Below are 23,587 nucleotides of genomic sequence, written 5' to 3'. Positions count from 1 at the left end.
CCTATCGAGGATGAGGCTGGTGCGACGGATATCAGCTCAACTCGCATGGCGATGCTGTGGAGCGCCGAACGATCTTCGTTCGATTGGCTGGAATAGCTCTTATTTTCCTACAACGGGATGTGAAGGGCGGAGCTTGAGAATTTGCCAGATCGGCGACAGATGCGTTGATTTTGAAACAAGGGAACCCGGGCCCATCAGGGTCCGGGTTCCGCTCCATCCTAGGTTAGCTGAATCGTCTATTTGTTTGTTTGTGGATCGTGCTAACCCCGAAGTTGGTGCGCGGCCTGCCTAATTAGTCTTGATCTAAAAATCGCCATGCAATATGGTCGCTAGCGCTGCCGCCGTGCCCGAACTGTGCCGAGAACCCCAGTCAACGCTCGCCGCATCCGAGCGTTGTGACAGGGGGCACCACCAGATCTGAAGTTACGTTCGCGACTCGCGGATGATCACGTTGTGGCCGCTTCGTGTCCACCCCCACTCCATCAGCGGCATCTCAGCGGCGGCTTCCTGTTCATGTGGATACTTCAATGTCATGATGGTCTGGGTGCGCGCGAGTGGGAGGGATCTTGTCGAGGCCAAAGTCGGACTATGCGACGCTTGTCAGCGTGGTCATAGCGCTCCTCGCGCTCGGGTGGGGGGTCTTCGCCTACTATTTCCCCCGACCTGCGCCAGAACCGGCCCTGCCGATCACCTCAGCCACCACCCCGGCAACGGCGGTGCACAGTCCCTCATCTGAGGCTGAGCCGAGTGGAGACTCCGTGGTGGGAGCGCTCAGGATGCTGCCGTCTTGGTATGAGCGAGTCTCGCAAGCGATCGAGCGCGAGCGGCACGGACAGTCATGGTGGGAGCTTGCCGTAGCATGGCTGCTGCTAATCGGCTTTCTGGTCTGGAGAGCTGTGGAGTACTACGATCGCGTTATCTGGGTGCCTATCTTTGCTGCGGGTTTCATTTACTATTTTTGGCCGTCGCTGAGCTGGTGGGGCATTACGGTGAGCATCCTGGGTGCTCTCATCGCATGGGCGTTCGCCTGGCTTGAGTCTGCTGGAGGCTATGTCTCTCCAGTAACGCGCAGGGCCAGCGACACCAACGACTTGGCATCCACACCAAAAGAACAGTATGACGGCGATGGGTTGCCTGGCCCGTAGTGCCCAGTGGTCCCAGGATCCGGTAAATTCGTCAAGTGATGCCCGAGCGTAGGTTTGCACACTTAGGGGATTTGGTTCTCAATCGACTAGCGGTGGCTAGAAACGCCCGCTCGCGCCCTGCCGCCCAGCGAAAGTCAGGGATGTATAGTCGGCCGGTCGTAGCTCCGAAAGAGAGGCAAGTGTATCTGCTGTTGTGAATCCTCTGTATTGCTTCTGTATGAGCCCCCGTGCTGATCGACGCAAGAAGCGTCAGGCGTGGGCCGAAGCTACACGGCTCTACGTCTGACGCACAGACGGACTGGGGCAGCTGGCGAAGAGCGGGTCGTACCGGGGCGGGTCCGTGCGGTGCACGACCAGGATCAGTTGGCCGCTCTCGTCGTACTCGAAGAAGAGATCGTTGTATTCCGCGCTGGCTTGGCTGCCGAATTCCGGAAAGGACAGTTCGACCCGGCTTTCGTGGCTGCTGAAGTAGTCGTTGCCGGCAATCACCAGCTCCCAACTGCCCGCCGCGGAGTCGGGTAGGACGCCGCCGAACTCGGTACGGAGACGGTAACCCTCGATGTAGTGGTCGTCGTGCAGGATGTCATTTGTGTAGCGCTCGGAGAGCCGGTCGACCATGAACGTGCCGTCCTCGTTGAGGGTCAGGATCTCCCCGTTCGCGCCGCACCAGGTTTTCACCAGATCCACCCGTTCTGGCGCGGCGTCTGCCATGTGACAGGCAGCGGTGAGCAAGAGGGTCCCGAAGAGGATGGCTGTCCGGCGAAATCGCTGGACGGCCCGTGGGCCAGGCACGGTGTTCTCCCGTCTCGATCAGCATCACCGGTAGTCGATGACAGAAGTGGACCTTAACGGGCTTCGACCCGTTCCTTATGGCTGGGTCAGGGCCCCGCGCATCGAGCCGGGTCGCCATAACTGGTTGCGGAGGCGGATACCGTGCCGGCGTGAGTGTTGATCGTGACAAGGTGCTGCGGACCTTCCTCAACAACGGCAGGTTGGTGGCGTTGCCGTCCCGGGCCGCGAAGCGGCGGGTGCTGCTGGAGCACATCGTCACCGCGTTTCAGGTGGGCGTACGGCTGCCCGAGCGTGAGGTGGACGAGACGCTACGCGGCTTCTACGAGCCGGACTACGTCTCGCTGCGCCGCTACCTGATCGAGGCCGGGCTGATGCGTCGGGCGGATGGCTGGTACTGGCGTACGCCCAGCGTGCCGGGCCTGGTGGAGACCGCCTCCCGGCAGGTGCTCGTCTTCGACGCCGACGACACGCTCTGGGAGAACAACATCCTGTTCGAGCGGGTGATCGACGACTTCCTGGACTGGCTGGCGCATCCGACCCTGGACCGGGTCGAGATCCGGGCCATCCTCGACGACATCGAGCGGGCGAACACCGTCGCCCACGGGTACGGCAGTCAGGTCTTCCTGCGCAGTCTGGGTGACTGTCTGAGCCGCCTGCGGGAGCGGCCGGCCACCGTGGCGGAGCAGCGGCAGATCGAGGAGCTGGCGGCGGCGCTCGTCGACCGGCGGGTCGAGTTGATTCCCGGGGTTGCCGACACGTTGACCGAGCTGGGGCGTCGGCACGACCTGTGGCTGCTGACCAAGGGGGCGGTCCAGGAACAGCAGCGCAAGCTGGACGCCTCCGGCCTGGCGGACCACTTTGCCAGCGTGCACATCGTGGCGGAGAAGGACGCGCAGGTCTACCGGCAGCTGGTGGTGGAGCATGAGCTGACGCCCGAGGCGACCTGGATGATCGGGAACTCCCCGAAGTCGGACATCCTGCCAGCTCGGCGGGCGGGCCTGAACGCGGTATTCATCCCGCACCAGCACACCTGGGTGCTGGAACACGAAGAACTCGACCCCTCCGATGAGCGAGTGCTGCGCCTGGCCACCTTCGTCGAGCTGCGCGATCACTTCTGAGCCTGGATCACCGGCCGGGGTACGGCGACGAATCTGACGGCTGTCAGGCCACTGTCACGGGGCGGGAGTGAGGCGTCCCATCACCGTGTAGGCCTGCTCCGAGGTCAAGGGTCCTGCGGGGAGCGGGTGGGCGGCTTGGGCGCGTAGGCCGTCGAGCATGAAGGCGACGGCGCGGCGCCAGGCGTCGGGGGCGATCTGGGCGGCGGCGCGGGCCAGGAGGGCGTTGGTGCCGAAGATGAACAGCAGGTCCTCGCTGGTGTAGTCGGAGCGGAGGGCACCGGATTTCTGGGCCGGCGCGATGAGTTGGGCGGCGGCGGCCTGGATGCGGTTGCAGACGTCCATCAGACGTTCGGCGTCCGGGTACCGGCCGGTGACCACATCGCTGATCGCGGGATCGGTGGCCTGTAGTTCGCACACCTTTTCGACGTAGTGGGCGAATCCGTCCCAGGCGTCCTCGTGGGCCAGTGCCTGTTCGGCTATCTCGTCGAGGCGGTCTACGGCGAGGTCAGCCACCACCGCGTTGATGAGCGCCTCGCGGCTGCCGAACAGGTTGTAGAGGGTGCCGTGGCTCACGCCGGCATGGCGAGCGATCTCCTTCAGCGGGACCTGAAGCCCGCGTTCCCGGAAGAGCTCGGCTGCGGCGGCCCGCAGCTTGTCCGCGTTTCGTTGTGCGTCGGCCCGCATCCGGTGTTCCTCCTGGTCATGAGGGTACGACCCTAGTGTCGCGTCCCTGCCGCCGCTAACTTGACCCTTGGGTCAACTTATTGCTACCTTGGGTTGGCAAGTTGACCACGGGGTCAAGTTTATGTCGTCGCAAGGAGAAGTCCCATGTCAAAAGTGATCGCCGTCTTCGGCGCCGGTACCGGCCTGGGCGTGTCCGTTGCCCGTCGTTTCGGCCGTGAGGGCTTCCGCGTCGCCCTGGTGGCCCGCCGCAAGGATCGCCTGGACGCGCTCGTCGAGCAGTTGGCCGCCGAGGGCATCGAAGCCGCCGCCTTCCCCGCCGACCTCGCCGACTCCACCCAGGTCCCCGTACTCGTCGACGCGATCCGTGCCCGCTTCGGCCGGATCGACGTCGTCGAGTACGGGCCGGTCAATGCCGCCCTGACCTTCACTGCCGCCACCGCGCTGGAGTCGGCCTATCTGGAGCGGCTCATTCCGCTACTCCTGCTTACCCCGGTAGAGATTTTCCGCGCTGTGCTGCCAGAGATGATCGAGCGCGGCGACGGCGCCGTCCTGATGACCACCGGTGCCTCCGCGGCCCAGCCGGTGCCCTACCTCAGCGGACCGGGTGTCGTCATGGCAGCCGCCCGCAGCTACGTCTACTCCCTCAATGGCGAACTCGCCGACAAGGGCGTCTACGCCGGCACCCTGTCGGTCGCCGCCGCCATCGATCGCAGCGAAGCGGTCCAGACCGCCGCGGAGTCGGCCGCCGCCGCCCGTGCCGACGCACCCGCCGACGACCAGGCGTTCGGCAGCGAGCAGTTCGTCATCGTCGACCCCGACGACCTCGCCGACATCTACTGGGACATGTACACCCGCCGCGACCGCGCCGAGCAGATCCACCCCGCCTGGCCCGGCCAGTAGGCCGATTACGTCGCCCGTCCCCCCTCGAACGACCGACCGGAGAAAGAGACCCCCCGACAATGAACGTGGTCCTGTGGATTCTGCAGGCGCTCCTGGCCGCGATGTTTGCGATGGCCGGAGCCATGAAGTCCACCCGGCCCAAGGGCAAGCTCGCCCCCCAACTGCCCTGGGTGGAGGACTTCTCGCCCAACCTCGTCCGGTTCATCGGTGCCGTCGAGATAGCCGCCGCGTTCGGACTGATTCTCCCGGCCGTAACCGGCATCGCGCCGATCCTCACCCCGCTGGCCGCGACCGGCCTGGCCGTCATCATGGTCGGCGCCATCGTCATCCACGCCCGCCGCAAAGAACCCCAGGCCATCGTCTTCAACGCGGCTCTGCTCATCGCGGCAGTCGTGATCGCATGGGGTCGCTTCGGCTCCTACTCGCTGTAAGAACCTGTGAAATTCGGCCTGGTCAAACCGCTTCCACCCGCATTGCGTACGACTACAGTCTTGCCGCTGCTCGTCATCCGCCACAGGCCGCAGTGGCAGGACTGGTAGATCACGATGCCGGTGCTGGTCCGGTGCCGGGACCGGATGGTCCAGGTGTGGTCGTCACTGGTGGTCATGACCATCAGCCTGGTGTAATGGCATTGTGCATATCAACCCTTACGGGCAGGACGCGGTCTGCCTGATCGTGGAACTGGCCAACCAGCGGCCTGATTCGGCCGACGAGTTGGTGCGCCGGTGCGCCGAGGCCGGCCTCGTGATCGACATGCCGGTGACCGATCGGGATCTGACCGAAGCGCTGGAACTGGTCGACCAGTGGTGCGAGATCGTCGACGCCGAGGACGAACGGCGTCGGGCCGAGCTGCTCAACCGACTGCTGGCGGCGGCGTCGACGTACCCCCGGCTCTCCAACCACGCTGGCACGGGTTGGCACCTGCACTACCGGGACGAAGGCGTCTCCCTCGGTACGGTGTTGCGGGCGTTGGTCAGCGTGGGCACCGCGCTGCATCTCACCGGGCGGGGTATGGGACGGCTGGGGCGATGTGACCGCGCCGGCTGCACCGCCGTTTACGCCGACATCTCCCGGGGCGGCCGTCAGCGCTACTGTTCGGCCCGGTGTGCCAACCGGGACGCGGTACGCCGACACCGCGCCCGTCCCTCGTCGACGCGGACGACCCTGCGGGCTACGCGAATGCCCCCAGCAGCGCCGCGAGCGAACCCGCCAGCGTCACCAGCCTCGACGCCACGCCTACCGCAGCGTTGACGGTACTTCGCTATGCGCGGTAGTGTTCACGCGTGGACACCACCCAGTTGCTCAAGGGGGTGCTCGATCTCGCGGTGCTAGCCGTCCTCAGAGAGGAGGACGGCTACGGCTACGACATCATGCGCCGACTGCGTACCGCCGGGCTCGACGAAGTCGGCGACGCCTCCGTCTACGGCACGCTTCGCCGGCTCTACCAGGCTGGTCTGTTGACCACCTACGTGGTCCCCAGCGAGTCGGGCCCGAACCGCAAGTACTACTCGCTCAACGCCGCCGGCCGCGACCAGCTCGTCCGCTCCGGTAAGGTGTGGCGATCCTTCGCGACCACAATGGACACGCTGCTCGACGATCGGGGGAGGGCGGCATGACCGTCACGACTGACCAGGAGATCGCGCGCTACGTCAACCAGGTCCGGGTCGCGCTGGCCGACCTGCCCGTGGCCACCCAGGACGAGTTGCTCGAAGATCTGCCGGAACACCTCGCCGAGGTGGCTGCCGAAGCTGACGGGTCGCTCGTGGAACGACTGGGGTCGCCGGAGACGTACGCAAATGAACTGCGGCTGGCCGCCGGTGTCGGCCCGGCCGCCGCCCGTCGCAACCTGGACCAGCGGGTTGGCACGACCGTGGTCGCGGCCCAGCGGCGGCTGCGGGCCGCCGACGTCCGGCTTGGTCCGATCATCGGGTACGCAAAACTCAGCGACTTCCTCGGGCTGCTCCGGCCGGCCTGGTGGGTGTTGCGGGGCTACCTGGTGGCGATGTTCATCACCGTGGCGGCGAACGGGTGGTCGATCGGTCTGCTGCCCCGGCTGGGCGGCAGCATCATCGCCGCGATGCTGCTGCTCACCGTCTGCGTGGTCGCCTCGATCTGGTTCGGCCGACGCAGTCGAGGATTCAGCCGTTGGCCGAGGTGGACGATCAGGGTGGCCACCGGCCTGCTGGTCTTCTTCGGCTTCGTCGCCTTCGTGGATGCGGACGGTCGGAGCCGCGAAGGCGGCTACTTCATTCCGTCCTCTGTGGATAACACCTACCAGGACATTCGGGACGTCTACGTCTACGACAGTCAGGGGCGACTGGTGGAGGGGGCGCGCCTGTTCGATCAGGACGGCCGGCCGATCCGGTTGGGCTACCACTGGTGTGCGGACAGCCAGGCGCAGATCGGCGTATCCGAGCCGAACGGGGGAACGACCTATCCGTACTGCCCGGAGGGGGCACCGTTCCGGTTCGAACAACCGCGTACGTCGACCACGCCGAGCCCGAGTGTGACGATTCCGGGACCGGAAGTGACATCGCCGGGGGAATTCGACAAGACGCCGATAGAACAACCGGTCAGCCCCTCACCAACGAGCTGAACGGTGGATGGCTGGGGTCTGCGCAATGTCGGCCCTGATCGTTACGGTGTCGCCTGCATCTGGGGAGGAGCCGCCGAACTGGCCGGCTTCTCCCAACCCCCCGGAAGGAAACACAAGTGACAGAGCAGGCCACCCCACCCACCCCGCCGCAGCAGGGTGCCCCGGTCCCGCCGGTAGAAGCTGGCGCACCGGTCGCGCCCGCGAAGAAGGGTGCCGGCAAGAAGATTGCCGGCATCGTCGGCGTCGTTCTCGTCGTACTGGTGGGTGCCCTCGTCAAGTTCGGCATCAGCGCGTTCGTCAACCAGGACGAGACCGCCGACGCGAAGAGCGGAGACTGCCTCAGCGGCCAGACCGCCGAGGACATGAAAATCGTCAGCTGCGACGAGGGCACAGCGGCGCACAAGGTCGTCGGCAAGCTGGAGAACAAGACCGAGGCCGAGACCGACGCGGACGATACCTGCACCGAGTACCCGACTGCGGAGACTTTCCTCTGGAAGGGCAAGGAGGGCGGCACCGGCTACATCCTGTGCCTGGAGCCGGCCAAGAAGTAGGTCGGCCCGTACGGGTGACGGCGGCGCGGTGGGGACACCGCGCCGCCGTTTCCGGTTTCCGGACCCGTTCCCGGTTTCCGGAATTTCGCGCCCGCCGGTGCCGACGAGCGGAGCTACGGGGGCCGGCTTTCGTCGTGTACACCGAGGCAGGGGGAGGTGTACACCACGTTGCCATTGTCTTTCCCCGGCCGGCTCCGGCGTGGCAGGCTACCCGCACGCGCGATAGCGCACTGGGCGACCAGCCAACGATGACTGACCGTCAGGAGGACCGGCCGATGGGCGAGATGGTGAGCTACCCCAGCAACGGGGGGACGAGCGAGGGCTATCTGGCCCTACCCACCGGAAACGCGACCGGACCAGCCGTCATCGTGATCCAGGAGTGGTGGGGGCTCGTACCACACATCACCGCCGTCGCGGACCGCTTCGCCGAAGCCGGTTTCGTGGCCCTGGCCCCCGACCTCTACCACGGCGTCTCCACCACCCAGCCGGACCACGCGGGCAAGCTCATCATGGGGCTGGCGATGGACCAGGCCGCCCGGGACATCGCCGGAGCCGCCGAATACCTCGTACAGCGCCCAGAGGTGACCGGGAAGGTGGGCTGTGTCGGGTTCTCCGCCGGCGGCAGCCTGGCGCTGTGGTCGGCGACGCTCTCCGAGCACATCGTGGCGAGCGCCGGCTTCTATCCGGTCCTGCCGTGGGAGCGGATGCGCCCGGACTGGGCCGACTACGCCGGCAAGGCCGCCGTCATCCACTGCTCGGCGGAGGACGGCACCTCGGCCGCCGAGGGCGTACAGGCCGCCCGCCGGGCCATCGAGGCAGGCGGCGGCGAATGCACCCTCTACGACTACCCGGGTAGCTCCCACGCGTTCTTCAACGACGACCGCCCCGAGGTCTACGACCAGCCGGCCGCCGCCAGCGCCTGGGCCCGTACCGTGGAACTGTTCCGGACCCGGCTTGCCTGAGCCGCGTACCGCCGAGGAGGTGGCCGCCCGCGCACCGCAGGCGGCCGACCTGCCTGACCTCGACGGCGCGATCAGCGACTGCTTCGCCTGCCCGCGCCTGGTGACGTGGCGGGAGGAGGTGGCGGCGGTACGTCGGGCCGCGTTCCGGGACCAGGAATACTGGGGCCGACCGGTGCCCGGGTTCGGTGCCGCCGACGCCCGGATCGCCATTCTCGGCCTCGCCCCGGCCGCGCACGGCGGCAACCGCACCGGCCGGATCTTCACCGGCGACCGCTCGGGGGACGTGCTCTTCGCCGCCCTGCACCGGGCCGGGCTGGCCAACCAACCGACCAGCGTGGCCGCCGACGACGGGCTGACCCTGCGGGACACCCGGATCTTCGCGGCGGTCCGCTGTGCCCCACCGGAGAACAAACCCACCCCCGCCGAACGGGACACCTGTGCGCCGTGGCTGCACCGGGAGGTGGAACTGATCAAACCCACCCTGCGCGTCGTGGTCGCACTGGGTGCGTTCGCCTGGGCCGCGTGGTGGCCGGTCCTGTCCCAGGTGTACGGCGTTCGCCCGCCCAGCCCGCGCCTCGCATTCGGCCATGGGGCAAACTGGTCCGGCGGGACCATCGCGCCGGAACTGTTGGGCTGTTACCACGTCAGCCAGCAGAACACGTTCACCGGCCGGTTGACCCCAGCGATGCTGGACGAGGTCTTCGCGCAGGCGAAGCACCTGGCCGACGTGGATAACCAGGCCCCAGGGTGAATTGCCGGCGCCAGGGGTGAATTGACCGGTGCCGGCATGAATTGACGCGGACGGCGACGATTCGGAAAGGTAGCGATGATGGACGGGCACGGCGGGACGTGCACTGGCCACATCGACCGACCGGAGTTGATGTCGTGACCACCGATCTGCTGCGTCGACTGTGGCCGGTCGTGGCCGTCGTGCTCCTGCTCGGTCTGGCCAGCGTCGCCGCCAGCCACTCCTCGCTCGAATTCACCCGGCTGGAAACGTCGTCCGACGAGCTACCCGAGTTGCCGGACTATCTGCCGCCCACGGTGACCCCGCCGCCGGGCCCGGCCCGGGTGGCCGCAGCCGAACAGAGCGAACTGCCCGGCTGGATCACCGTCGTGGCCGTTGTGGCCGGTGTCGCCGTACTCGCGGTCGTCGTGGGCCTGCTGCTGCGGGGAGTCGTCCGGGACCTGCGGCGGCGCCGGGACATCTGGCGGGCCGGGTCGGATGGGCGGCGGTCGTCAGCGCGTACCACCCGGGACGTGGTGGACGCCCTCGACGCCGGTCTGGTCGAACTCTCCGACGACGATGTGGACCCGCGCCGGGCGGTCATCGCCTGCTGGGTACGACTCGAACAGGCCGCCGCCGCAGCCGGTCTGCCCCGCCAGGTCGGCGACACCCCGACCGACCTGGTGACCCGGCTGCTGCGCGGCCGGACGACCGTCAGCGCCGACGTGCTGGCCGCGTTCGCCCAGGTCTACCGCGAGGCTCGGTACGCCACCCGGACCGTCGACGAGCGGATGCGCAGCCAGGCCCGCTCCGCCCTGCAACGGTTGCGTGCCGAACTTACCGACGAGACCGGCGGCATCGCCGGGACTGACGAGACCGGCGTGGAGGTGGGCCGGTGACCGACTTCGGCCTCGACGACCTGCTGGACGACGAAGAGGAGTCGGCGTCGCCGGAGACCCGACGACGGCGGTTCCGTTGGCTGCGCTACCTCCTCGCGGCGGGGGCGGCCACCGCCGTCACCATCGTCGGGATGCGGATGTTCGGCATCGAACTCTCCACCCTGGCAATCTTCAGTGGTTTCCTGGCGTTGCTGGCCGTGCGCTGGGTGACCCGCCAGGTGGCCGCACCGCCCGCGTCGCGCCGGCACGCGTACCGGAGTCTCGACCCGGACCAGGGCGGATACCAGGCCGGTGAACGCGATGCCCTGCGCAGCGCGGTGAAACGGTGGGAGAAGGCGCTCGGCCGGGCCGGCGGGGACCGGAAGTGGTTCCACCAGGAACTGCTGCCGATGCTCGGGGAACTCGCCGACGAGCGGCTGCGCCAACGACACGGCCTGACCCGCGAATCCGACCCGGAGCGTGCCCGCGCGTTACTGGGCGAACCGCTCTGGAAACTGCTCACCGGCAAGCCCCGCCGCAGCCCGTCCCCCCGCGACTACGCCGCCATCCTCGCCGAATTGGAGAAGATTTAACGATCCCCACGGATTAATCCGGGGGATTTTCCCTCCCGGGCAAGCCCGGGATTCCCAGCTCGGACCGCACCTGATCCACCGTCCCGGAAGGAGGCGATCAGATGTCTCACGTCGTCGGCACTGGCACGGTGGCGTTCAGCCGTGGCGAGGACCGTCCTCGCAGCGTTGAGGTCACGGTCGGCGGTGTAGCCGCAGGCCGCGCACTCGAAAGTCCGCACACCCAGCCCGAGGCGGAGGTTGGCTCTCTCGCCGCACCCGGAACAGGTCATCGTGGTGTAGGCGGGCGGCACCAGCACCACCTTTCGGCCCGCCCGCGTACCACGCTCGATCAGTTCCTTCTTGCACGCGCCGATCGCGGCGTCGGCCGCCTTACGGGCCATCGTGGTCCGGGCGAGGAACTTCGGCTTGAAGTCCTCGACGGCGATCAGCGCATGGTGCTCGGTGATGCTCTTGGCCCACACACGGGCGTCGTGGGTGTTCTGCCGGGCCGCCTTCGTGGCGATTCGGGCCGCTTGCCGCTTCGCCTGCTGGTAGCCCTTCGTCTGCGGCTGACCCTTCGGGCGACGTCGGCGGACCATTCTGCGTGGGGCCTTCGCCAGTTCGGCCGCGCAGCGGCGGCGGTGTCCAAGGTGCGGCAGGTCGAACACCGGATCGGTGGTGGTGGCGGTGGTCTTCACGCCCCAGTATACAGCTCGAAGCTATATGCTGTCGGTGTGGGCGAGATCAGGTCGAACAACAACGTCGTGTACCGCTGCACCTACCACGTCGTCTGGTGCCCGAAGTACCGGCGAAAAGTCATCACCGGAGACGTTGACATCCGGCTCAAGCAGATCATCGGCGAGGTCTGCGCCGAGCGTGACGCCCCGATCGTCGAGCTGGAAACCATGCCCGACCAGGTGCACCTTCTGGTCACCGTCGATCCGCAGTACGGCATCCATCGGCTGGTCAAGCAAATCAAGGGCCGTTCCTCGCGGCTCATCCGGCAAGAGTTCCCAGAGGTCAGATCCCGGATACCGACTCTGTGGACCAACTCGTACCTCGTCGCCACAGTCGGAGGCGCGACCCTGGAGATCGTGAAGAGGTATGTCGAGAGCCAGCGCAACGTCTGACCAGACGCCCAACCGCCTTGGCGGCGGACGGGCTACCCCTGACCTGCTTCGCAGGGGTTCCGTTTCCTCCCCACGGCCAAAGCCGGGGGTTTCCACGGAAGGATTTCGATGAACGAGGTGCAGCCCGTCCCCACCGCCGAGGTCGGTCGGTTGGCCCGGGCGGTGCTCGACGCGGTCGGCACGGTGGTGGTCGGCAAGCGCGACGCCCTGGAACTGGTGCTCTCCGGCATCCTGGCCGGCGGTCACGTGCTGCTGGAGGACCTACCCGGGCTGGGTAAGACCCTGACCGCCCGGTCCTTCGCCCAGGCACTTGGAATGGACTTCCGCCGGTTGCAGTTCACCCCCGATCTGCTGCCCGCCGACGTCACCGGATCGTTCCTCTACGACCAGCGCAAGGCCGACTTCAGCTTCCGCGCCGGCCCGATCTTCACCAACCTGCTCCTCGCCGACGAGATCAACCGGACCCCGCCGAAGACCCAGTCGGCGCTGCTGGAGGCGATGCAGGAGAAACAGGTCTCCGTCGAAGGGGTCACCTACCGGCTCGACCCGCCGTTCCACGTACTGGCCACCGCCAACCCGATCGAGTACGAGGGGACGTACCCGCTGCCCGAGGCGCAACTCGACCGGTTCCTGCTCCGGGTCTCGTTCGGCTACCCCGACCAGGAACAGGAGTGGGACGTCCTGCGCCGCCGGATGTCCCGCCGCCAGGAGGAGGCCGAACTGGCGCCGGTGGTGGACGCGACCACCCTGCGGGCCATGCAGGCGGCCCTGGAGAACGTGGTGGTGGAGGACTCCATCGGCCGGTACATCGTGGCGCTCACCGCGGCCACTCGGGAACACGCCTCGGTGCTGGTCGGAGCCTCGCCCCGAGGCTCGCTCGCGCTGCTGCTGCTGTCCCGGGCCCGGGCGGCGATGGCCGGCCGCGACTACGTCGTCCCCGAGGACGTCAAGGAGGTGGCGGTGCCGGCGTTGGCACACCGGATCACGCTGCGCCCCGAGATGTGGCTGCGCCGGGTCGACCCGTCCTTCGTCGTCGAGGAGGTGCTGGCCGCCACCCCCGCCCCGGCCAGCGGTGCGCTACCCAGTTACGCCACTGCCGGAGCCGGCCGGGTGCCGGCTGGGCACGCCGCTCGATGACCGACGCGACGACCCTGCGGTCGGCCGTACCGGGCGACGAGGCGCGCCGGCCGGCTGAGGCAGATCAGGCGGTCGGGTCCCCGGCCGGCCCGGACTGGGCACCCACCCGTGCCTTCGGCCGGGCGGTGCTACTGACCGGGCTGCTGCTGGTCGCCGGGGTGCTGCTCGGCCGGGTCGACCTGATCGTGCTGGCCGTACCGTTCGCCCTCGGCACCGCGTACGCGATGCGTCGCCGGCCCGTCGCGCCCCCGCAGGTCGACGTCACCGCCGAAGACAACTACCTGGTCGAGGGCGGACCGATCAGTGGTGGCATCACCGTGGCGAACCCGGAGCCGGTCGCCTACGACCTGGTGCTGGTCCGGTCGCTGGTGTCACCCTGGTTGCGGATCGAGCAGGCCAGCCTGGTCGACGTCGACGTCGACGTCGACGTCGATGAGGCCGAGGACGACAGCGGTGGCGGTGCCGGTAAGAGCGGCGGCAAGAGCGGCGGTAAGGGCGAGAGCGGCGGTAAGGGCGAGAGCGGCCGTTCCGGTGGCGAGGCGGCCGGGGAGCACGGGCACGCGGGCGGTCGCCGGGGTGGACTGCGGGCCGGCGGGGTGGCCCAACCACTGGGCTTCAACGTGCCGGCCGGTGCCCGCAGCGGCATCCAGCTCACCGGCCGGGCCCGGCGGTGGGGCCGCCACCAGCTCGGGCCGGCGGCGATCAGGGTAGCGGCCTGCGACGGGCTGCTGACCAGCCGACCGGTGGTGAGCAATGCCCCCGCGCTGCGCATCTATCCGGTGACCGAACCGTTCGACGCGGACGAGGCGATGCCCCGGGCCGCCGGACTGGTCGGCGGCCATCGGTCCCGCCGGCCAGGGGAGGGCGGGGAACTGGCCGGGGTACGCGTCTTCGGCTCCGGCGACCGGCTGCGCCGCATCGACTGGCGCGTCTCGCTGCGCGCCCGACAACTGCACGTCGCCGCGACCCTGTCCGACCGGGACGCCGAGGTGGTGCTGCTGCTCGACGTACTCGCCGAGGGGGGACGATCCGGCGGCGTCGACGGCACCAGGTCGGTGCTGGACACCACCGTCCGGGCCGCCGCCGCGATCGGCGAACACTACCTGCATCGGGGCGACCGGGTGGCGATGCTCGAATACGGCCCGTCCGCTCGTCGACTGCGCCCCGCCACCGGCCGTCGGCAGTATCTGACGCTGCTGGAATGGCTGCTCGACGTACGGGTCGAGCCCTCCCCGTACGAGCCGTACGACGAGGTCTTCGGCGCGCACCTGCTCTCCTCCAGCGCCCTGGTGGTGGTACTCACCCCGTTGGTGGACCCCCGGTCGGCGGCGATGCTGGCCCGGCTGGCCCGCTCCGGGCGCTTCGTGGTGGCCGTCGACACGCTGCCCGACGTGACCGCACCAGCGCGAAACGGACCGTGGACCGAGATGGCGTACCGGTTGTGGCGGCTGGACCGGGAGAACATCCTCGGCCAGTTGCGCGAACACGGCGTGCCGGTGGTCGCCTGGGCCGGGGCGGGCAGTCTCGACCTGGTACTGCGGGACGTGGCCCGGCTGGCCGGCGCACCCCGGGCAGGAGTCCGATGATCAAGAAGGTTTCTGGTCGGGTCCGAGCCGCCGGCACCGCCGCCAGCCGGATGACGCTCATGCCGCTGCTGGTGCGCTTCGGGGCTTTCCTCACCGCCCTGGGCGCGTTGCTGGTGGCGTATCCCGCGCAGTTGCTGACCACTCGGCTCCTGCCCGTGCTGCTGGTGGTGGCGCTGCTGCCCGCGCTCTTCCCCCGACGGGCCGGAACCACCATCGCCGTGCTGCTTGCGGTGGGTGGCTGGGTGATTTCCACCAGCAGGTACGGCGAACCGGTGGTGCTCTGGCGGCTGCTGACGCTGGCCGCCCTGCTCTACCTCACCCACAGCCTGGCCGCACTGGCTGCCCTGCTGCCCCGGGACGCGATCGTCGCCCCGGCGGTGCCGGTCCGCTGGGTGGCCCGCGCCCTCGGGGTGCTGCTCGCCACCGGGGTGCTGGCGGTACTACTGACGACGCTGGCCGAACGTACCGGCGACGGGACCTTCCTCGCCGTGGCGCTGGCCGGGCTCGCCGTCGCGGTCGGCGTCGCCGCACTGCTCGCCTGGCTCCTCCGCCGCCGGTAGGGCTTTGAGGTTTGGGCTTTGAGGTTAGGAAGGGCCCCTTCCTATCGTTTTCTGTATAGGAAGGGGCCCTTCCTAACCACTCAGCAGGGCCGACGTCAGGCAGCTCACACCGGCGTCCTCCATCACAGAAGGGGGCATCTGGCGAGCAACATCGGGCTGCCAGGGGAAAGATGGACCTGTGAAGCCCAAGCGGATCCTTGTCGTCGGTGCCGGACATGTCGGCCTCTACGCTGCCCTGCGCCTGTCGAAGAAGCTCCGGGCACGCGAGGCCGAGGTCATCGTGGTCGACCCGCAGCCACACATGACGTACCAGCCGTTCCTGCCCGAGGCGGCGGCCGGCAACATCTCGCCCCGGCACTCCGTGGTGCCGCTGCGGCGGTCGCTACGCCGGTGCCACATCGTCTCTGGCGCGGTGACCCGGATCGAGCACGCCCGCAAGATCGCCACTGTGCAGCCGATCATCGGGCCGCCGCACGAGGTGCCGTACGACCACATCATCGTGGCGCCCGGCTCGGTGTCCCGGACCCTGCCGATCCCCGGTCTGCGCGAGCACGGCATCGGGTTCAAGACCATCGGTGAGGCCATCTACCTGCGCAACCACGTGCTGGACCGGCTCGACGTGGCGGCGGCAACGGCCGACCTGGAGGTCCGTCGGTGCGCCCTGACCTTTGTCTTCGTCGGCGGTGGCTACGCCGGTATCGAGGCGCTGGCCGAGATGGAGGACATGGCCCGGGACGCGCTCAAGTACTACCCGGAGCTCTCAGCCGACGACATGCGGTGGGTGCTGGTCGAGGCGACCCGGCGGGTGCTGCCCGAGGTCGACCCGGACATGGGGGCGTACACCGTCCAGCAGCTGCTCAAGCGGAAGATGGACATCCGGCTGGACACCCGCCTCGAATCCTGCGTCGATGGTCGGGTGGTCCTCTCCGACGGGGACAGCTTCAAGGCCGACACGATCGTGTGGACCGCCGGGGTGAAGCCCTCGCCCATGCTCGACCAGACCGACCTGCCCCGGGACAACCGGGGCCGGGTTACCTGCCTACCCAACCTGCAGGTGGTGGACGGGGACCAGGTCGTCGAGGGGGCGTGGAGCGCCGGTGACTGCGCGGCGGTGCCGGACCTGACCAAGGAACCCGGAGCGTTCTGCTCACCCAGCGCCCAGCACGCCGTACGCCAGGCGGAGCGGATGGCGGACAACATCCGCGCCGTGATCCGGGGCGAAGCGCCGGTCGACTACAAGCACAAGCACGTGGGCAGCGTGGCCAGCCTCGGCCTGCACAAGGGGGTCGCGCAGGTCTACGGCATCAAGATGACCGGTATCGGCGCGTGGTTCATGCATCGGACGTACCACATGAGCCGGATTCCGTCGATCAACCGCCGAATCCGGGTGGTGGTCGACTGGTCACTCGCTCTCATTCTCAAGCGCGAGGTGGTCGCCTTGGGGCAGCTGCACGATCCGAGGGAGGAGTTCCTCGAAGCCACGCCCCGGATCGAGGCGGATACCCGGCGCTAGCCACCCCGCCGGGCCACGTCCTGCCGCCCGCGGGGCCGGGAAGGAGCATGTCACCCGCGTCGGGCAGGCCACTACGGAGGGCTTTCGGCCGGTGTGCTGAGGGACCTTCGGCAGGTGCCGGTACGCGTTATCCTGTCCAGGCTTCGGCCTACGCCACGATGACGAGGAGCCCCTCATGCCCCGCCTTCGCGCTGTCACCGTTTCCGGCTGGTCAGCCAAGACGACGGGTGTCGGGTGGTGCGCGAACGTGCGAGACCGATGTTCCGCGGGTGCGGACGGGGTGTCGCGCGGGTGAGTGCTTCGGCCAGCGAGTGGGTGCCCGCGACGCTTGAGGAGGCTACCGTCCTCCAGTCCGAGGTGCTGGAGGATCTTCGGTCCGCCGTCAACCACCTCGGCTGGGTGGTCTCCCTGACCGAACCGTGGTTGGGGGACGATCCGCTGGAGGTCGGTTCCGGGCTGGGGGACGCCGCTGCCCGATGGGCCGCCACCGGCCGGCCAGTGACCGCGTCGGAGGCCGACCCCGGTCGGTTGGCCCAGTTGCGGCGGCGGTTCAGGGACCATCCCACGGTCCAGGTCCGCGAGTTGGCGGTGCCGATCCGGGAATCCGGTACGTACTCCGCCGTGGTCGCCCTCAACGTACTCGAACATATTGAGGACGACGTGGCGGCATTGCAGGACTTCGCCCGACTGCTGCGACCCGGTGGTCGGATCGTGCTCGTCGTGCCGGCGTTCACGCAGTTGATGAGCAGGTTCGACCGGGAGATCGGCCACTTTCGCCGGCATCGGGTCGGCTCGCTCAGGGCGAAGCTGGAGGCGGCCGGGCTCCGGCCGGTCCGGGTGCGCTACTTCAACTCGCTTGGTTTCTTCGGCTGGCTGGTCTTCGTCAAGGCCCTGAGCGGCGCGCCCCGCGAGGGCCTGCCACTGAAGATCTACGACAAGCTCATCGTGCCGGTGCTCCGTCGGGTGGAGGCACGGGTACGCCTTCCGTTCGGCCAGTCGGTGCTCGCGGTGGCCGAGAAGCCGACCACCGTCGAAGAGGAGCCCCGCGCCGCGGCCGAGAAGCGCATGGCCGCCAGCTAGACCCGCCAGCTAGACCCGCCAGCTAGACCCGCCAGCTAGACCCGCCAGGTCCACGCGTCGGCGATCCGGGTGCCGGGACCGAAGAGCGCGTTCAGGGTCTCGCGGAGCGGAGTCGCATTGGGCTGTGACTCGGCCAGCACCATGCAGGAGGCGTCCCAGAACGCGACGTCCCGGGCGGCCTGGTCGCGGTGCCCCTGGTCGATCACCGGTACCTGTCCGGTCTTGGCGACCTCCGCGAGCAGCGCCGAGGTCGGCTGCTTGTACGTGCCCATCGAGGCTCGCCCCTGCGCCCCGTACGGCGCGATGAAGAAGCCCTCCGGCAGCCGGAACTCCGCGTTCGCGGCCGAGGCCCAGCGCATCGCGTCCGGTTCCTTCGGAGTCGGCAACGGTACCGGCACCAGCACTCCGTCGCTGGGGACGCACTGCCGCCAGTGCCCGGCGGTGATGAACGTCGGTACGGGCGTACGGGAGGTGGCGGGCAGTGGTGCCGGGGCGATGGGCAGCAGCGCGGAGACGACGGCGATCGGCACCAGGATGCGGCTCGGGCCGGTGTCGGCGCGGGCCGCCCGGTCCAGGGCCAGTACCAGCAGTGTGGCAATCAACGGGATCAGCGCCAACGCGAACCGCATCGGCAACGCACCCTCGATCACCGGCTTGTTCCGGAGCAACTCGTACGGTGCCCAGATCTCGGTACGGACACCGTTGACGACCACCTGCGGCCCGAGTGAGAGCCAGGCGGAGAGTAGCCCGACCGGCACGATGGCGAGGACCAGCGGATTCCGCCTCAGCCACCAGGCGCACCCCGCGATAACCAGGAGTAGGGGCAGACCGAGAAAGGTGTTGTACTCGGAGGGGCCGGTGCTGAGCCCGGCCGAATCGGGTAGGCCGGCGATGGACAGCGGCGAGATGGCCGGATAGCTGGCCAGGTCGGCCGAGAAGTAGTCGGGGCTGAACACCCCGTTCGGCACGCTCTGTGGCCCGGCGAACTGCATCCACAACGGGTACGCGAGGACGGCTCCGGCCAGGCCGGCGGCGGCCAGGAGGGCCAGGCTGAACCGGGGGAGTACCCGCCGGACGAATGCCGGTGCCACCACGGCGTATGCGATCGTCAACAGGACGAGTACGACGGCGGTGAGGAAGAGCACCTCTTCGCCGACGAAGACCTGGACGCTTACCAGCGCGGCGAGGGTGATCGAGACGGCGACGAGGCGGCGGTTGGTGGCGCGACCACGGTCGTGCCGCTGCGGATCCGACAGTTGGACCATCCGGACGACGCACCAGATCAGCGCCGGGACCAGCCACTGGGCGGTCATGTGCGGATGGCTGTTGGACTGGGAGATCATGCCTGGGGCGAAGCCACAGAAGGCGGCGCCGACGGCCGCGGCGAGCCGATGCGCACCGAGCGTCCGGTTGTAGAGCAGATACCAGCCGATCGAGGTGAAGGCCAGGTTGCCGGCGACCAGCAGGGCGAACGACACGCCGGTGCCGAGGGTCAGCGTGATCGGCGCGAGGATGAGCCCGGGCACGATGATGGTGGCGTTCACCATCAGGTTGAACCCGTCAGGCGCGTTGAGCCGGTCACTGACCAGGCCGAAGTCCCCCAGTAGCATCCGGGCGTCGTTGGCCAGGAACCACTCGATCAGGGTCTGGTCCTCGGGGTTGAGGGCGAGGGTGCGGTTGGTCGGGTCCGGCCACAGGCCGTGGGTCAGCCAGACTGAGAACAAGATGAACAGCAGGCAGATCGCCAGGTCAGGACGGTACCGACGGAACCAGACGGCCCAGCGATTTCGCCTCGGACCTGCGGCTTTGGCGGCGTCGTCCGGGGCGGCCTGATCGAGGTCGGCCTCCTGCTCGGCGCGGGCTGTGCTCGTCACGAGCATGACCCTAGTGCCCGGAGGCGCGCCGGGGTGCGCCCCGTCGGCACGGACCCGCTACGGTGACAGGCACCGGGGTGTGTATGCATGCCCCGCAGCCTCCCGGCCCGGGTGGTGGAATGGCAGACACGGCCGCCTTAAAAGCGGCTGCCGAAAGGCGTGCGGGTTCGATCCCCGCCCCGGGCACACCCGGTAACCCACCGCCGCCTGCGTAGCTGGATCTCCAAAAGGCCGCGACGTCGGTTTACTCTTGACTGGCACGTCATCGTGCATCGACCCCCCGAGGGAGGCCTGACAGTGAAGACTTCCAACCCGGTGCTGGCCCGGCTTGGCCAGGCGGCCGAGCGCGAGCGGGCCGCCGGGTACGCCCATGGTGGCCCCTACGCCCAGCCCGGCCAGCCTGGCTATGGCCAGCCCGGCCCCTACGCCCAGCCTGATGCGTACGGTCAGCCCGGTTACGCTCAGCCCGGCCAGCCGTACCCGGCGACGGGCTACCCGGCTGCACCGCCGACCGTACAGCCGATGACCGTCGACGACGTCGTCATCAAGACCGTGGCCCTGCTGGGCATCCTGGGTGTCTCGGCGGCGGCGGCCTGGGTGCTGGTGCCCGACGCGCTGCTCGGTGTGGCGTGGATCGGTGCCGCGGTGGTCGCCCTGGCGCTCGGTCTGATCATCTCCTTCTCCCGGATGGCCAACCCGGCGCTCGTCATCACCTACGCGGTGGTCGAGGGTGTCCTCGTCGGTGCGGTGAGCAAGGCGTTCGAGTCGCTCTACAACGGCATCGTGTTGCAGGCGGTGATCGCCACCTTCGCCGTGTTCTTCGTGATGACGACGATCTACAAGTTGCGGATCATCCGGGCCACGCCGAAGTTCGCCCGTGGCCTGATCGCGGTGATGGCGGGCCTCTTCGGGGTCATGCTGATCAACCTGGTGCTGGCGCTCTTCGGTGTCGACACGGGGCTGCGTAGCGGCGGTGCGCTGGCTATCGGCTTCAGCCTGGTCTGCATCGTGGTTGCCTCGCTCAGCTTCGTGCTGAGCTTCCACGAGATCGAAGAGGGCGTGCGGATGGGACTGCCGCAGCGCTACTCGTGGACCGCCGCCTTCGGCATCGTGGTGAACCTGGTCTGGCTCTACCTCGAGATCCTGCGCCTGATCAGCTACTTCCAGGGCGACGACTGACCGCACCTTCAGGGCGACGGCTGACCGTCGGCCGCTGGATCGTTCATTGGCCCGTCCCCGGGTACCGGGGGCGGGCCAGAACTCTATTGGGAAGCCAGAGCCTTTCCGGGCAGCAGGGTAAATGTCCCGTTCGCCCCGTAGACTCGGGTGTGATGAGCGCTGACGAACTGAATCGGTCACTCGACCTGCTGGTCCGCCGGGTGGGCCACTGGGAGGGCACGCGCTGGGCAGGGGAGGCTGCCAGCGGCCTGGGCTCCCGGGCGGACGTGATGTACCGGCTCGTGCAACGGATCGCCGATTTCGCGGCCGACGTCGAGGACCAGCCCCGCCGCCAGGTGCCGAGGCTGGAAAACTCCGGGGCCCTGGTCGATCAACTCCGGGTGGTCGTCAACGACCTGATCGCATCGGGCGCGCCGACGTCGGTGCTATCGGCCGCCGCCGCGGACATTGCCGCCGTCAGCGACGAACTCTGATCATCGGCTGTTCCGCCGCCTCCTCCCGGTGGCGGCGACTCTGCCGACCGGCCGGTTTCGCCACCCCGCGTGATCAGTGCTGTCTGGCGACCGCTGCCGCGTGCGCCACGGCGGGCAGCAGGGCGTGTGCCCAGACCCGATATCCGTCGGCGGATGGGTGAAAGCCGTCATGGCAGAGGGTTCCCGGGTCGGCCCGGAACACCGGCCCGGTCTCACCGGCCAGGTCCACGACCGCGCCACCGGCGGCGAGCACGGCCCGGGCCTGGGCTCGGGCCGTGCGTCGGCCGAGCCAACCGGCGATCTCGCGTAGTGGGTGCGCCAGCGCCCGCGCCGCACCGAGATCGGGGCAGGTGCCCACCACGACCTCCACCCCGGCGGCCTGGAGCCGGCGTACGGCGGCACCGAGATGGCTGGCGGCCTCCCCCGGCCAGCGCAGCGCAGTGGCATCGTTGGCGCCGATCAGGATGACCGCCACGTGGGGACGCTCACCGAGCAGGGAGCGGGCGACCTGCGTAGCAAGATCGGCGGAGCGGGAGCCTGACACGCCGACGCTGGAGAGCAGCACCCGGTGTGTGTTGCTTCCGGCCGGACCGTCGCCGGTGGATAGGAGCCGGGCGAGTTGACCGCCGACCGTGTCGTCGACGTGTTCAACCCCGACCCCGAGCGCGGCCGAGTCGCCGAGTAGCACCAGGCGTAGCGGGGGAGCGCTGGCCGGCCCGACCGTGGAACGCAACGCGAGCCCCAGTTTGGGCTGGGCATATCGCCGGTTACGGGCCAGAAGCGCCTCGCCGGCGAGCACCGCCGCGCCGCCGACCGTACCGGCCACGAGGGTCAGCAGGGTGGCCCGACCGATTCGGGCAGCAGTGCGCCTCATGCCTTCTCCTCCGCGCTGGGGGAACCGATCACCGCGTCCGGGGTGGACGGCGCGGCGGGAGTCGCCGCACTGCTCACCGGCTCCTCTGCCCTTGGCTGGCCAAACCAGGCCCGGCGGCGGCGTAGCTGGGCCCACCGGCCGGCCGGCCCACGTTCGCGTCCACCGACCTCGGCCCCCCGGACTTCGGTGCCGGCGTGTCTGGCCGCCTCTTGGGCGGCGGCGGGCAGCGACCGTACGCCCTCGCCAGCGGTGAGGGGGGCGCGGGTCTCCTGGATCGAGCCGAGGGCCGCCAGCGCGGTGGGCAGCAGCGCGGCGACGGCGATCGCGTAGCCCTCGGCGGAGGGGTGGAAGTGGTCCCAGGCGAAGAGCCGGGTCGGCTCGGCGGCGAACCGGGGCCCGAGCAGGTCGCCCAGGGACACCGTCCAGCCGCCCGCCTCGACCACGGCCACCGTCTGCGCGGCGGCCAGCTGGCGGCTCCAGCGGCGGGCCAGCCAGCGCAGCGGCGGCTTGATCGGCTGGATCGCGCCGAGGTCTGGGCAGGTGCCGACGACCACCTGGGCACCGGCCGCCCGGAGCTTGCGGACCGCATCGACGAGATAGCGTACGGCGACAGCGTGCGGGGTGCGGTTGGTGACGTCGTTGCCCCCGATCAGGATGACCGCGAGGTCCGGTTCGCCTTCGAGAGCGGCCTCGACCTGTGGTGCGAGCCCGGCGGAGAGGCTGCCCACCACGGCGAACCGGCGTAGCCGGACCGGCCGCCCCAGCCGGCGGGAGATGCCGGTGGCGAGCAGCGCGCCCGGGGTCTCCCGGGTGCGGTGCACCCCGTAGCCGGCTGCGGTCGAGTCGCCAAGCACCACCATGCTGAGCGGCCGACCAGGGAACTTCGCGCCGTAGACCCCGTCGTTGCGTGGCGGCGGTGCCTCGGCCATCGGGATGATCCGTCGCGCCTGCTGGGCTTGACCGATCAGCAGGCCGGAGGCGGCGATCGCGGTTACCGCCGTCGCGCCCACGCCCACGGCGGCCACCTTGGCGACCCGACGTGCGCCTTCCCACGGTTGCGTCGTCTTTGTCGGCGACTCGGCCCGACTCATCAAGCGTCCCCCTCGCCTGTCGAGATCACTCGGAGAATTTCGAGGCTATCGCGGCGGTACGACGACCGCTGTCGCCGTCGGAGGTAGCCGACTGCCTAGAAAGCGACACCGATGGGTAACAGTTAGCAGGGGTGTCGATGTGTCGGTGGGTATCCCTTGCCGGCG

Annotated in this window: 26 protein-coding genes, 1 tRNA gene and 1 pseudogene; 22 read left to right on the top strand and 6 right to left on the bottom strand. The window is 68.9% G+C overall.

All coding sequences use genetic code 11. The annotated features are described in order from the left end of the window. The first annotated feature begins 758 nt into the window (after window positions 1-758). On the top strand, window positions 759-1,145 hold the full coding sequence (locus ACWDV4_RS10795) for a hypothetical protein (RefSeq protein WP_449976661.1): 387 nt from the start codon (window positions 759-761) through the stop codon (window positions 1,143-1,145). A gap of 276 nt (window positions 1,146-1,421) precedes the next feature. On the opposite strand, the gene ACWDV4_RS10790 is transcribed toward ACWDV4_RS10795, so the two are convergent. Then, window positions 1,422-1,823, bottom strand: a complete 402-nt coding sequence (locus ACWDV4_RS10790; RefSeq protein ID WP_449976658.1) for a hypothetical protein — start codon at window positions 1,821-1,823, stop codon at window positions 1,422-1,424. A 191-nt stretch (window positions 1,824-2,014) separates the two neighbouring features. Between ACWDV4_RS10790 and ACWDV4_RS10785 the strand changes: the two are divergent. Both ACWDV4_RS10785 and ACWDV4_RS10780 read left to right on the top strand, forming a co-directional pair. Beyond that, a pseudogene (locus ACWDV4_RS10785) lies at window positions 2,015-2,326 on the top strand (DUF2087 domain-containing protein); the annotation flags it as partial. 54 nt (window positions 2,327-2,380) lie between these two features. Continuing rightward, window positions 2,381-3,055 (top strand): HAD family hydrolase, encoded by a 675-nt coding sequence (locus ACWDV4_RS10780; protein ID WP_449976730.1) that lies wholly within the window; start codon window positions 2,381-2,383, stop codon window positions 3,053-3,055. A 54-nt stretch (window positions 3,056-3,109) separates the two neighbouring features. On the opposite strand, the gene ACWDV4_RS10775 is transcribed toward ACWDV4_RS10780, so the two are convergent. Beyond that, on the bottom strand, window positions 3,110-3,739 hold the full coding sequence (locus tag ACWDV4_RS10775; protein WP_449976656.1) for a TetR/AcrR family transcriptional regulator: 630 nt from the start codon (window positions 3,737-3,739) through the stop codon (window positions 3,110-3,112). 144 nt (window positions 3,740-3,883) lie between these two features. On the opposite strand from ACWDV4_RS10775, the gene ACWDV4_RS10770 reads away from it, so the two are divergent. The 10 genes from ACWDV4_RS10770 to ACWDV4_RS10725 all read left to right on the top strand — a co-directional run bounded on the left by ACWDV4_RS10770 (window position 3,884) and on the right by ACWDV4_RS10725 (window position 10,946). Next, window positions 3,884-4,639, top strand: coding sequence for an SDR family NAD(P)-dependent oxidoreductase (locus ACWDV4_RS10770; protein ID WP_449976654.1), 756 nt, complete (start codon window positions 3,884-3,886; stop codon window positions 4,637-4,639). A gap of 59 nt (window positions 4,640-4,698) precedes the next feature. Continuing rightward, window positions 4,699-5,070 (top strand): DoxX family protein, encoded by a 372-nt coding sequence (locus ACWDV4_RS10765; RefSeq protein ID WP_449976652.1) that lies wholly within the window; start codon window positions 4,699-4,701, stop codon window positions 5,068-5,070. Window positions 5,071-5,272: 202 nt separating this feature from the next. Next, entirely contained in the window at window positions 5,273-5,890 is a 618-nt protein-coding gene (locus ACWDV4_RS10760) for a CGNR zinc finger domain-containing protein (RefSeq protein WP_449976651.1), read from the top strand. A gap of 32 nt (window positions 5,891-5,922) precedes the next feature. Then, the gene (locus ACWDV4_RS10755; RefSeq protein WP_449976649.1) at window positions 5,923-6,255 is read left to right on the top strand and encodes a PadR family transcriptional regulator; all 333 of its coding nucleotides are present in this window, start codon (window positions 5,923-5,925) and stop codon (window positions 6,253-6,255) included. Beyond that, window positions 6,252-7,235, top strand: a complete 984-nt coding sequence (locus ACWDV4_RS10750) for an HAAS signaling domain-containing protein (RefSeq protein ID WP_449976648.1) — start codon at window positions 6,252-6,254, stop codon at window positions 7,233-7,235. Before ACWDV4_RS10755 ends, ACWDV4_RS10750 begins: the two co-directional genes overlap by 4 nt. A 116-nt stretch (window positions 7,236-7,351) precedes the next feature. Then, window positions 7,352-7,786, top strand: coding sequence for an LppU/SCO3897 family protein (locus ACWDV4_RS10745; RefSeq protein WP_449976646.1), 435 nt, complete (start codon window positions 7,352-7,354; stop codon window positions 7,784-7,786). Between the two features lie 275 nt (window positions 7,787-8,061). Next, the gene (locus ACWDV4_RS10740; RefSeq protein ID WP_449976728.1) at window positions 8,062-8,748 is read left to right on the top strand and encodes a dienelactone hydrolase family protein; all 687 of its coding nucleotides are present in this window, start codon (window positions 8,062-8,064) and stop codon (window positions 8,746-8,748) included. Beyond that, complete coding sequence (locus ACWDV4_RS10735) at window positions 8,741-9,499, top strand: uracil-DNA glycosylase (protein WP_449976644.1); 759 nt, start codon at window positions 8,741-8,743, stop codon at window positions 9,497-9,499. Before ACWDV4_RS10740 ends, ACWDV4_RS10735 begins: the two co-directional genes overlap by 8 nt. A gap of 134 nt (window positions 9,500-9,633) precedes the next feature. Then, the gene (locus ACWDV4_RS10730) at window positions 9,634-10,374 is read left to right on the top strand and encodes a DUF4129 domain-containing protein (RefSeq protein ID WP_449976641.1); all 741 of its coding nucleotides are present in this window, start codon (window positions 9,634-9,636) and stop codon (window positions 10,372-10,374) included. After that, window positions 10,371-10,946, top strand: a complete 576-nt coding sequence (locus ACWDV4_RS10725; RefSeq protein ID WP_449976639.1) for a hypothetical protein — start codon at window positions 10,371-10,373, stop codon at window positions 10,944-10,946. The genes ACWDV4_RS10730 and ACWDV4_RS10725 overlap by 4 nt, the downstream gene beginning before the upstream one ends. Here ACWDV4_RS10725 and ACWDV4_RS10720 read toward each other — a convergent pair. After that, entirely contained in the window at window positions 10,943-11,623 is a 681-nt protein-coding gene (locus ACWDV4_RS10720; protein ID WP_449976637.1) for an RNA-guided endonuclease TnpB family protein, read from the bottom strand. The two genes, ACWDV4_RS10725 and ACWDV4_RS10720, sit on opposite strands and share 4 nt — an antisense overlap. A 36-nt stretch (window positions 11,624-11,659) precedes the next feature. On the opposite strand from ACWDV4_RS10720, the gene tnpA reads away from it, so the two are divergent. The 6 genes from tnpA (at window position 11,660) to ACWDV4_RS10690 (ending at window position 17,931) form a co-directional block, all read left to right on the top strand. Continuing rightward, a complete protein-coding gene (gene tnpA, locus ACWDV4_RS10715; RefSeq protein WP_449976635.1) occupies window positions 11,660-12,055 on the top strand; it encodes an IS200/IS605 family transposase in 396 nt (131 codons plus the stop codon). A gap of 108 nt (window positions 12,056-12,163) precedes the next feature. Continuing rightward, a complete protein-coding gene (locus tag ACWDV4_RS10710) occupies window positions 12,164-13,192 on the top strand; it encodes an AAA family ATPase (protein WP_449976633.1) in 1,029 nt (342 codons plus the stop codon). Continuing rightward, window positions 13,189-14,778, top strand: coding sequence for a DUF58 domain-containing protein (locus ACWDV4_RS10705; protein ID WP_449976631.1), 1,590 nt, complete (start codon window positions 13,189-13,191; stop codon window positions 14,776-14,778). The genes ACWDV4_RS10710 and ACWDV4_RS10705 overlap by 4 nt, the downstream gene beginning before the upstream one ends. Then, on the top strand, window positions 14,775-15,338 hold the full coding sequence (locus ACWDV4_RS10700) for a hypothetical protein (protein WP_449976629.1): 564 nt from the start codon (window positions 14,775-14,777) through the stop codon (window positions 15,336-15,338). Before ACWDV4_RS10705 ends, ACWDV4_RS10700 begins: the two co-directional genes overlap by 4 nt. A gap of 178 nt (window positions 15,339-15,516) precedes the next feature. Continuing rightward, window positions 15,517-16,851 (top strand): NAD(P)/FAD-dependent oxidoreductase, encoded by a 1,335-nt coding sequence (locus ACWDV4_RS10695; RefSeq protein ID WP_449976627.1) that lies wholly within the window; start codon window positions 15,517-15,519, stop codon window positions 16,849-16,851. 291 nt (window positions 16,852-17,142) lie between these two features. Continuing rightward, window positions 17,143-17,931: a class I SAM-dependent methyltransferase gene (locus tag ACWDV4_RS10690; protein WP_449976626.1), complete on the top strand. Its 789-nt coding sequence runs from the start codon at window positions 17,143-17,145 to the stop codon at window positions 17,929-17,931. Window positions 17,932-17,966: 35 nt separating this feature from the next. Here the strand turns inward: ACWDV4_RS10690 and ACWDV4_RS10685 are convergent, their stop codons facing one another. After that, entirely contained in the window at window positions 17,967-19,811 is a 1,845-nt protein-coding gene (locus tag ACWDV4_RS10685; protein WP_449976624.1) for a hypothetical protein, read from the bottom strand. A 99-nt stretch (window positions 19,812-19,910) separates the two neighbouring features. On the opposite strand from ACWDV4_RS10685, the gene ACWDV4_RS10680 reads away from it, so the two are divergent. From ACWDV4_RS10680 to ACWDV4_RS10670, 3 genes are all read left to right on the top strand, one after another. Next, window positions 19,911-19,991, top strand: a tRNA-Leu gene (locus tag ACWDV4_RS10680). 111 nt (window positions 19,992-20,102) lie between these two features. Next, window positions 20,103-20,984 carry a Bax inhibitor-1/YccA family membrane protein gene (locus ACWDV4_RS10675; protein WP_449976622.1) on the top strand — a complete coding sequence of 294 codons (882 nt, stop codon included), beginning with the start codon at window positions 20,103-20,105 and terminating at the stop codon, window positions 20,982-20,984. A gap of 152 nt (window positions 20,985-21,136) precedes the next feature. After that, window positions 21,137-21,457 (top strand): hypothetical protein, encoded by a 321-nt coding sequence (locus ACWDV4_RS10670; protein WP_449976619.1) that lies wholly within the window; start codon window positions 21,137-21,139, stop codon window positions 21,455-21,457. A 73-nt stretch (window positions 21,458-21,530) separates the two neighbouring features. On the opposite strand, the gene ACWDV4_RS10665 is transcribed toward ACWDV4_RS10670, so the two are convergent. Then, window positions 21,531-22,331: an SGNH/GDSL hydrolase family protein gene (locus tag ACWDV4_RS10665; RefSeq protein WP_449976616.1), complete on the bottom strand. Its 801-nt coding sequence runs from the start codon at window positions 22,329-22,331 to the stop codon at window positions 21,531-21,533. Beyond that, window positions 22,328-23,422: an SGNH/GDSL hydrolase family protein gene (locus ACWDV4_RS10660; protein WP_449976613.1), complete on the bottom strand. Its 1,095-nt coding sequence runs from the start codon at window positions 23,420-23,422 to the stop codon at window positions 22,328-22,330. The genes ACWDV4_RS10665 and ACWDV4_RS10660 overlap by 4 nt, the downstream gene beginning before the upstream one ends. Window positions 23,423-23,587: the final 165 nt, after the last annotated feature.

The organism is Micromonospora sp. NPDC003197 (assembly GCF_053590565.1).
The sequence above is the reverse complement of the archived record's forward strand: the minus strand, read 5'-3'. Positions and strand labels throughout refer to the sequence as shown.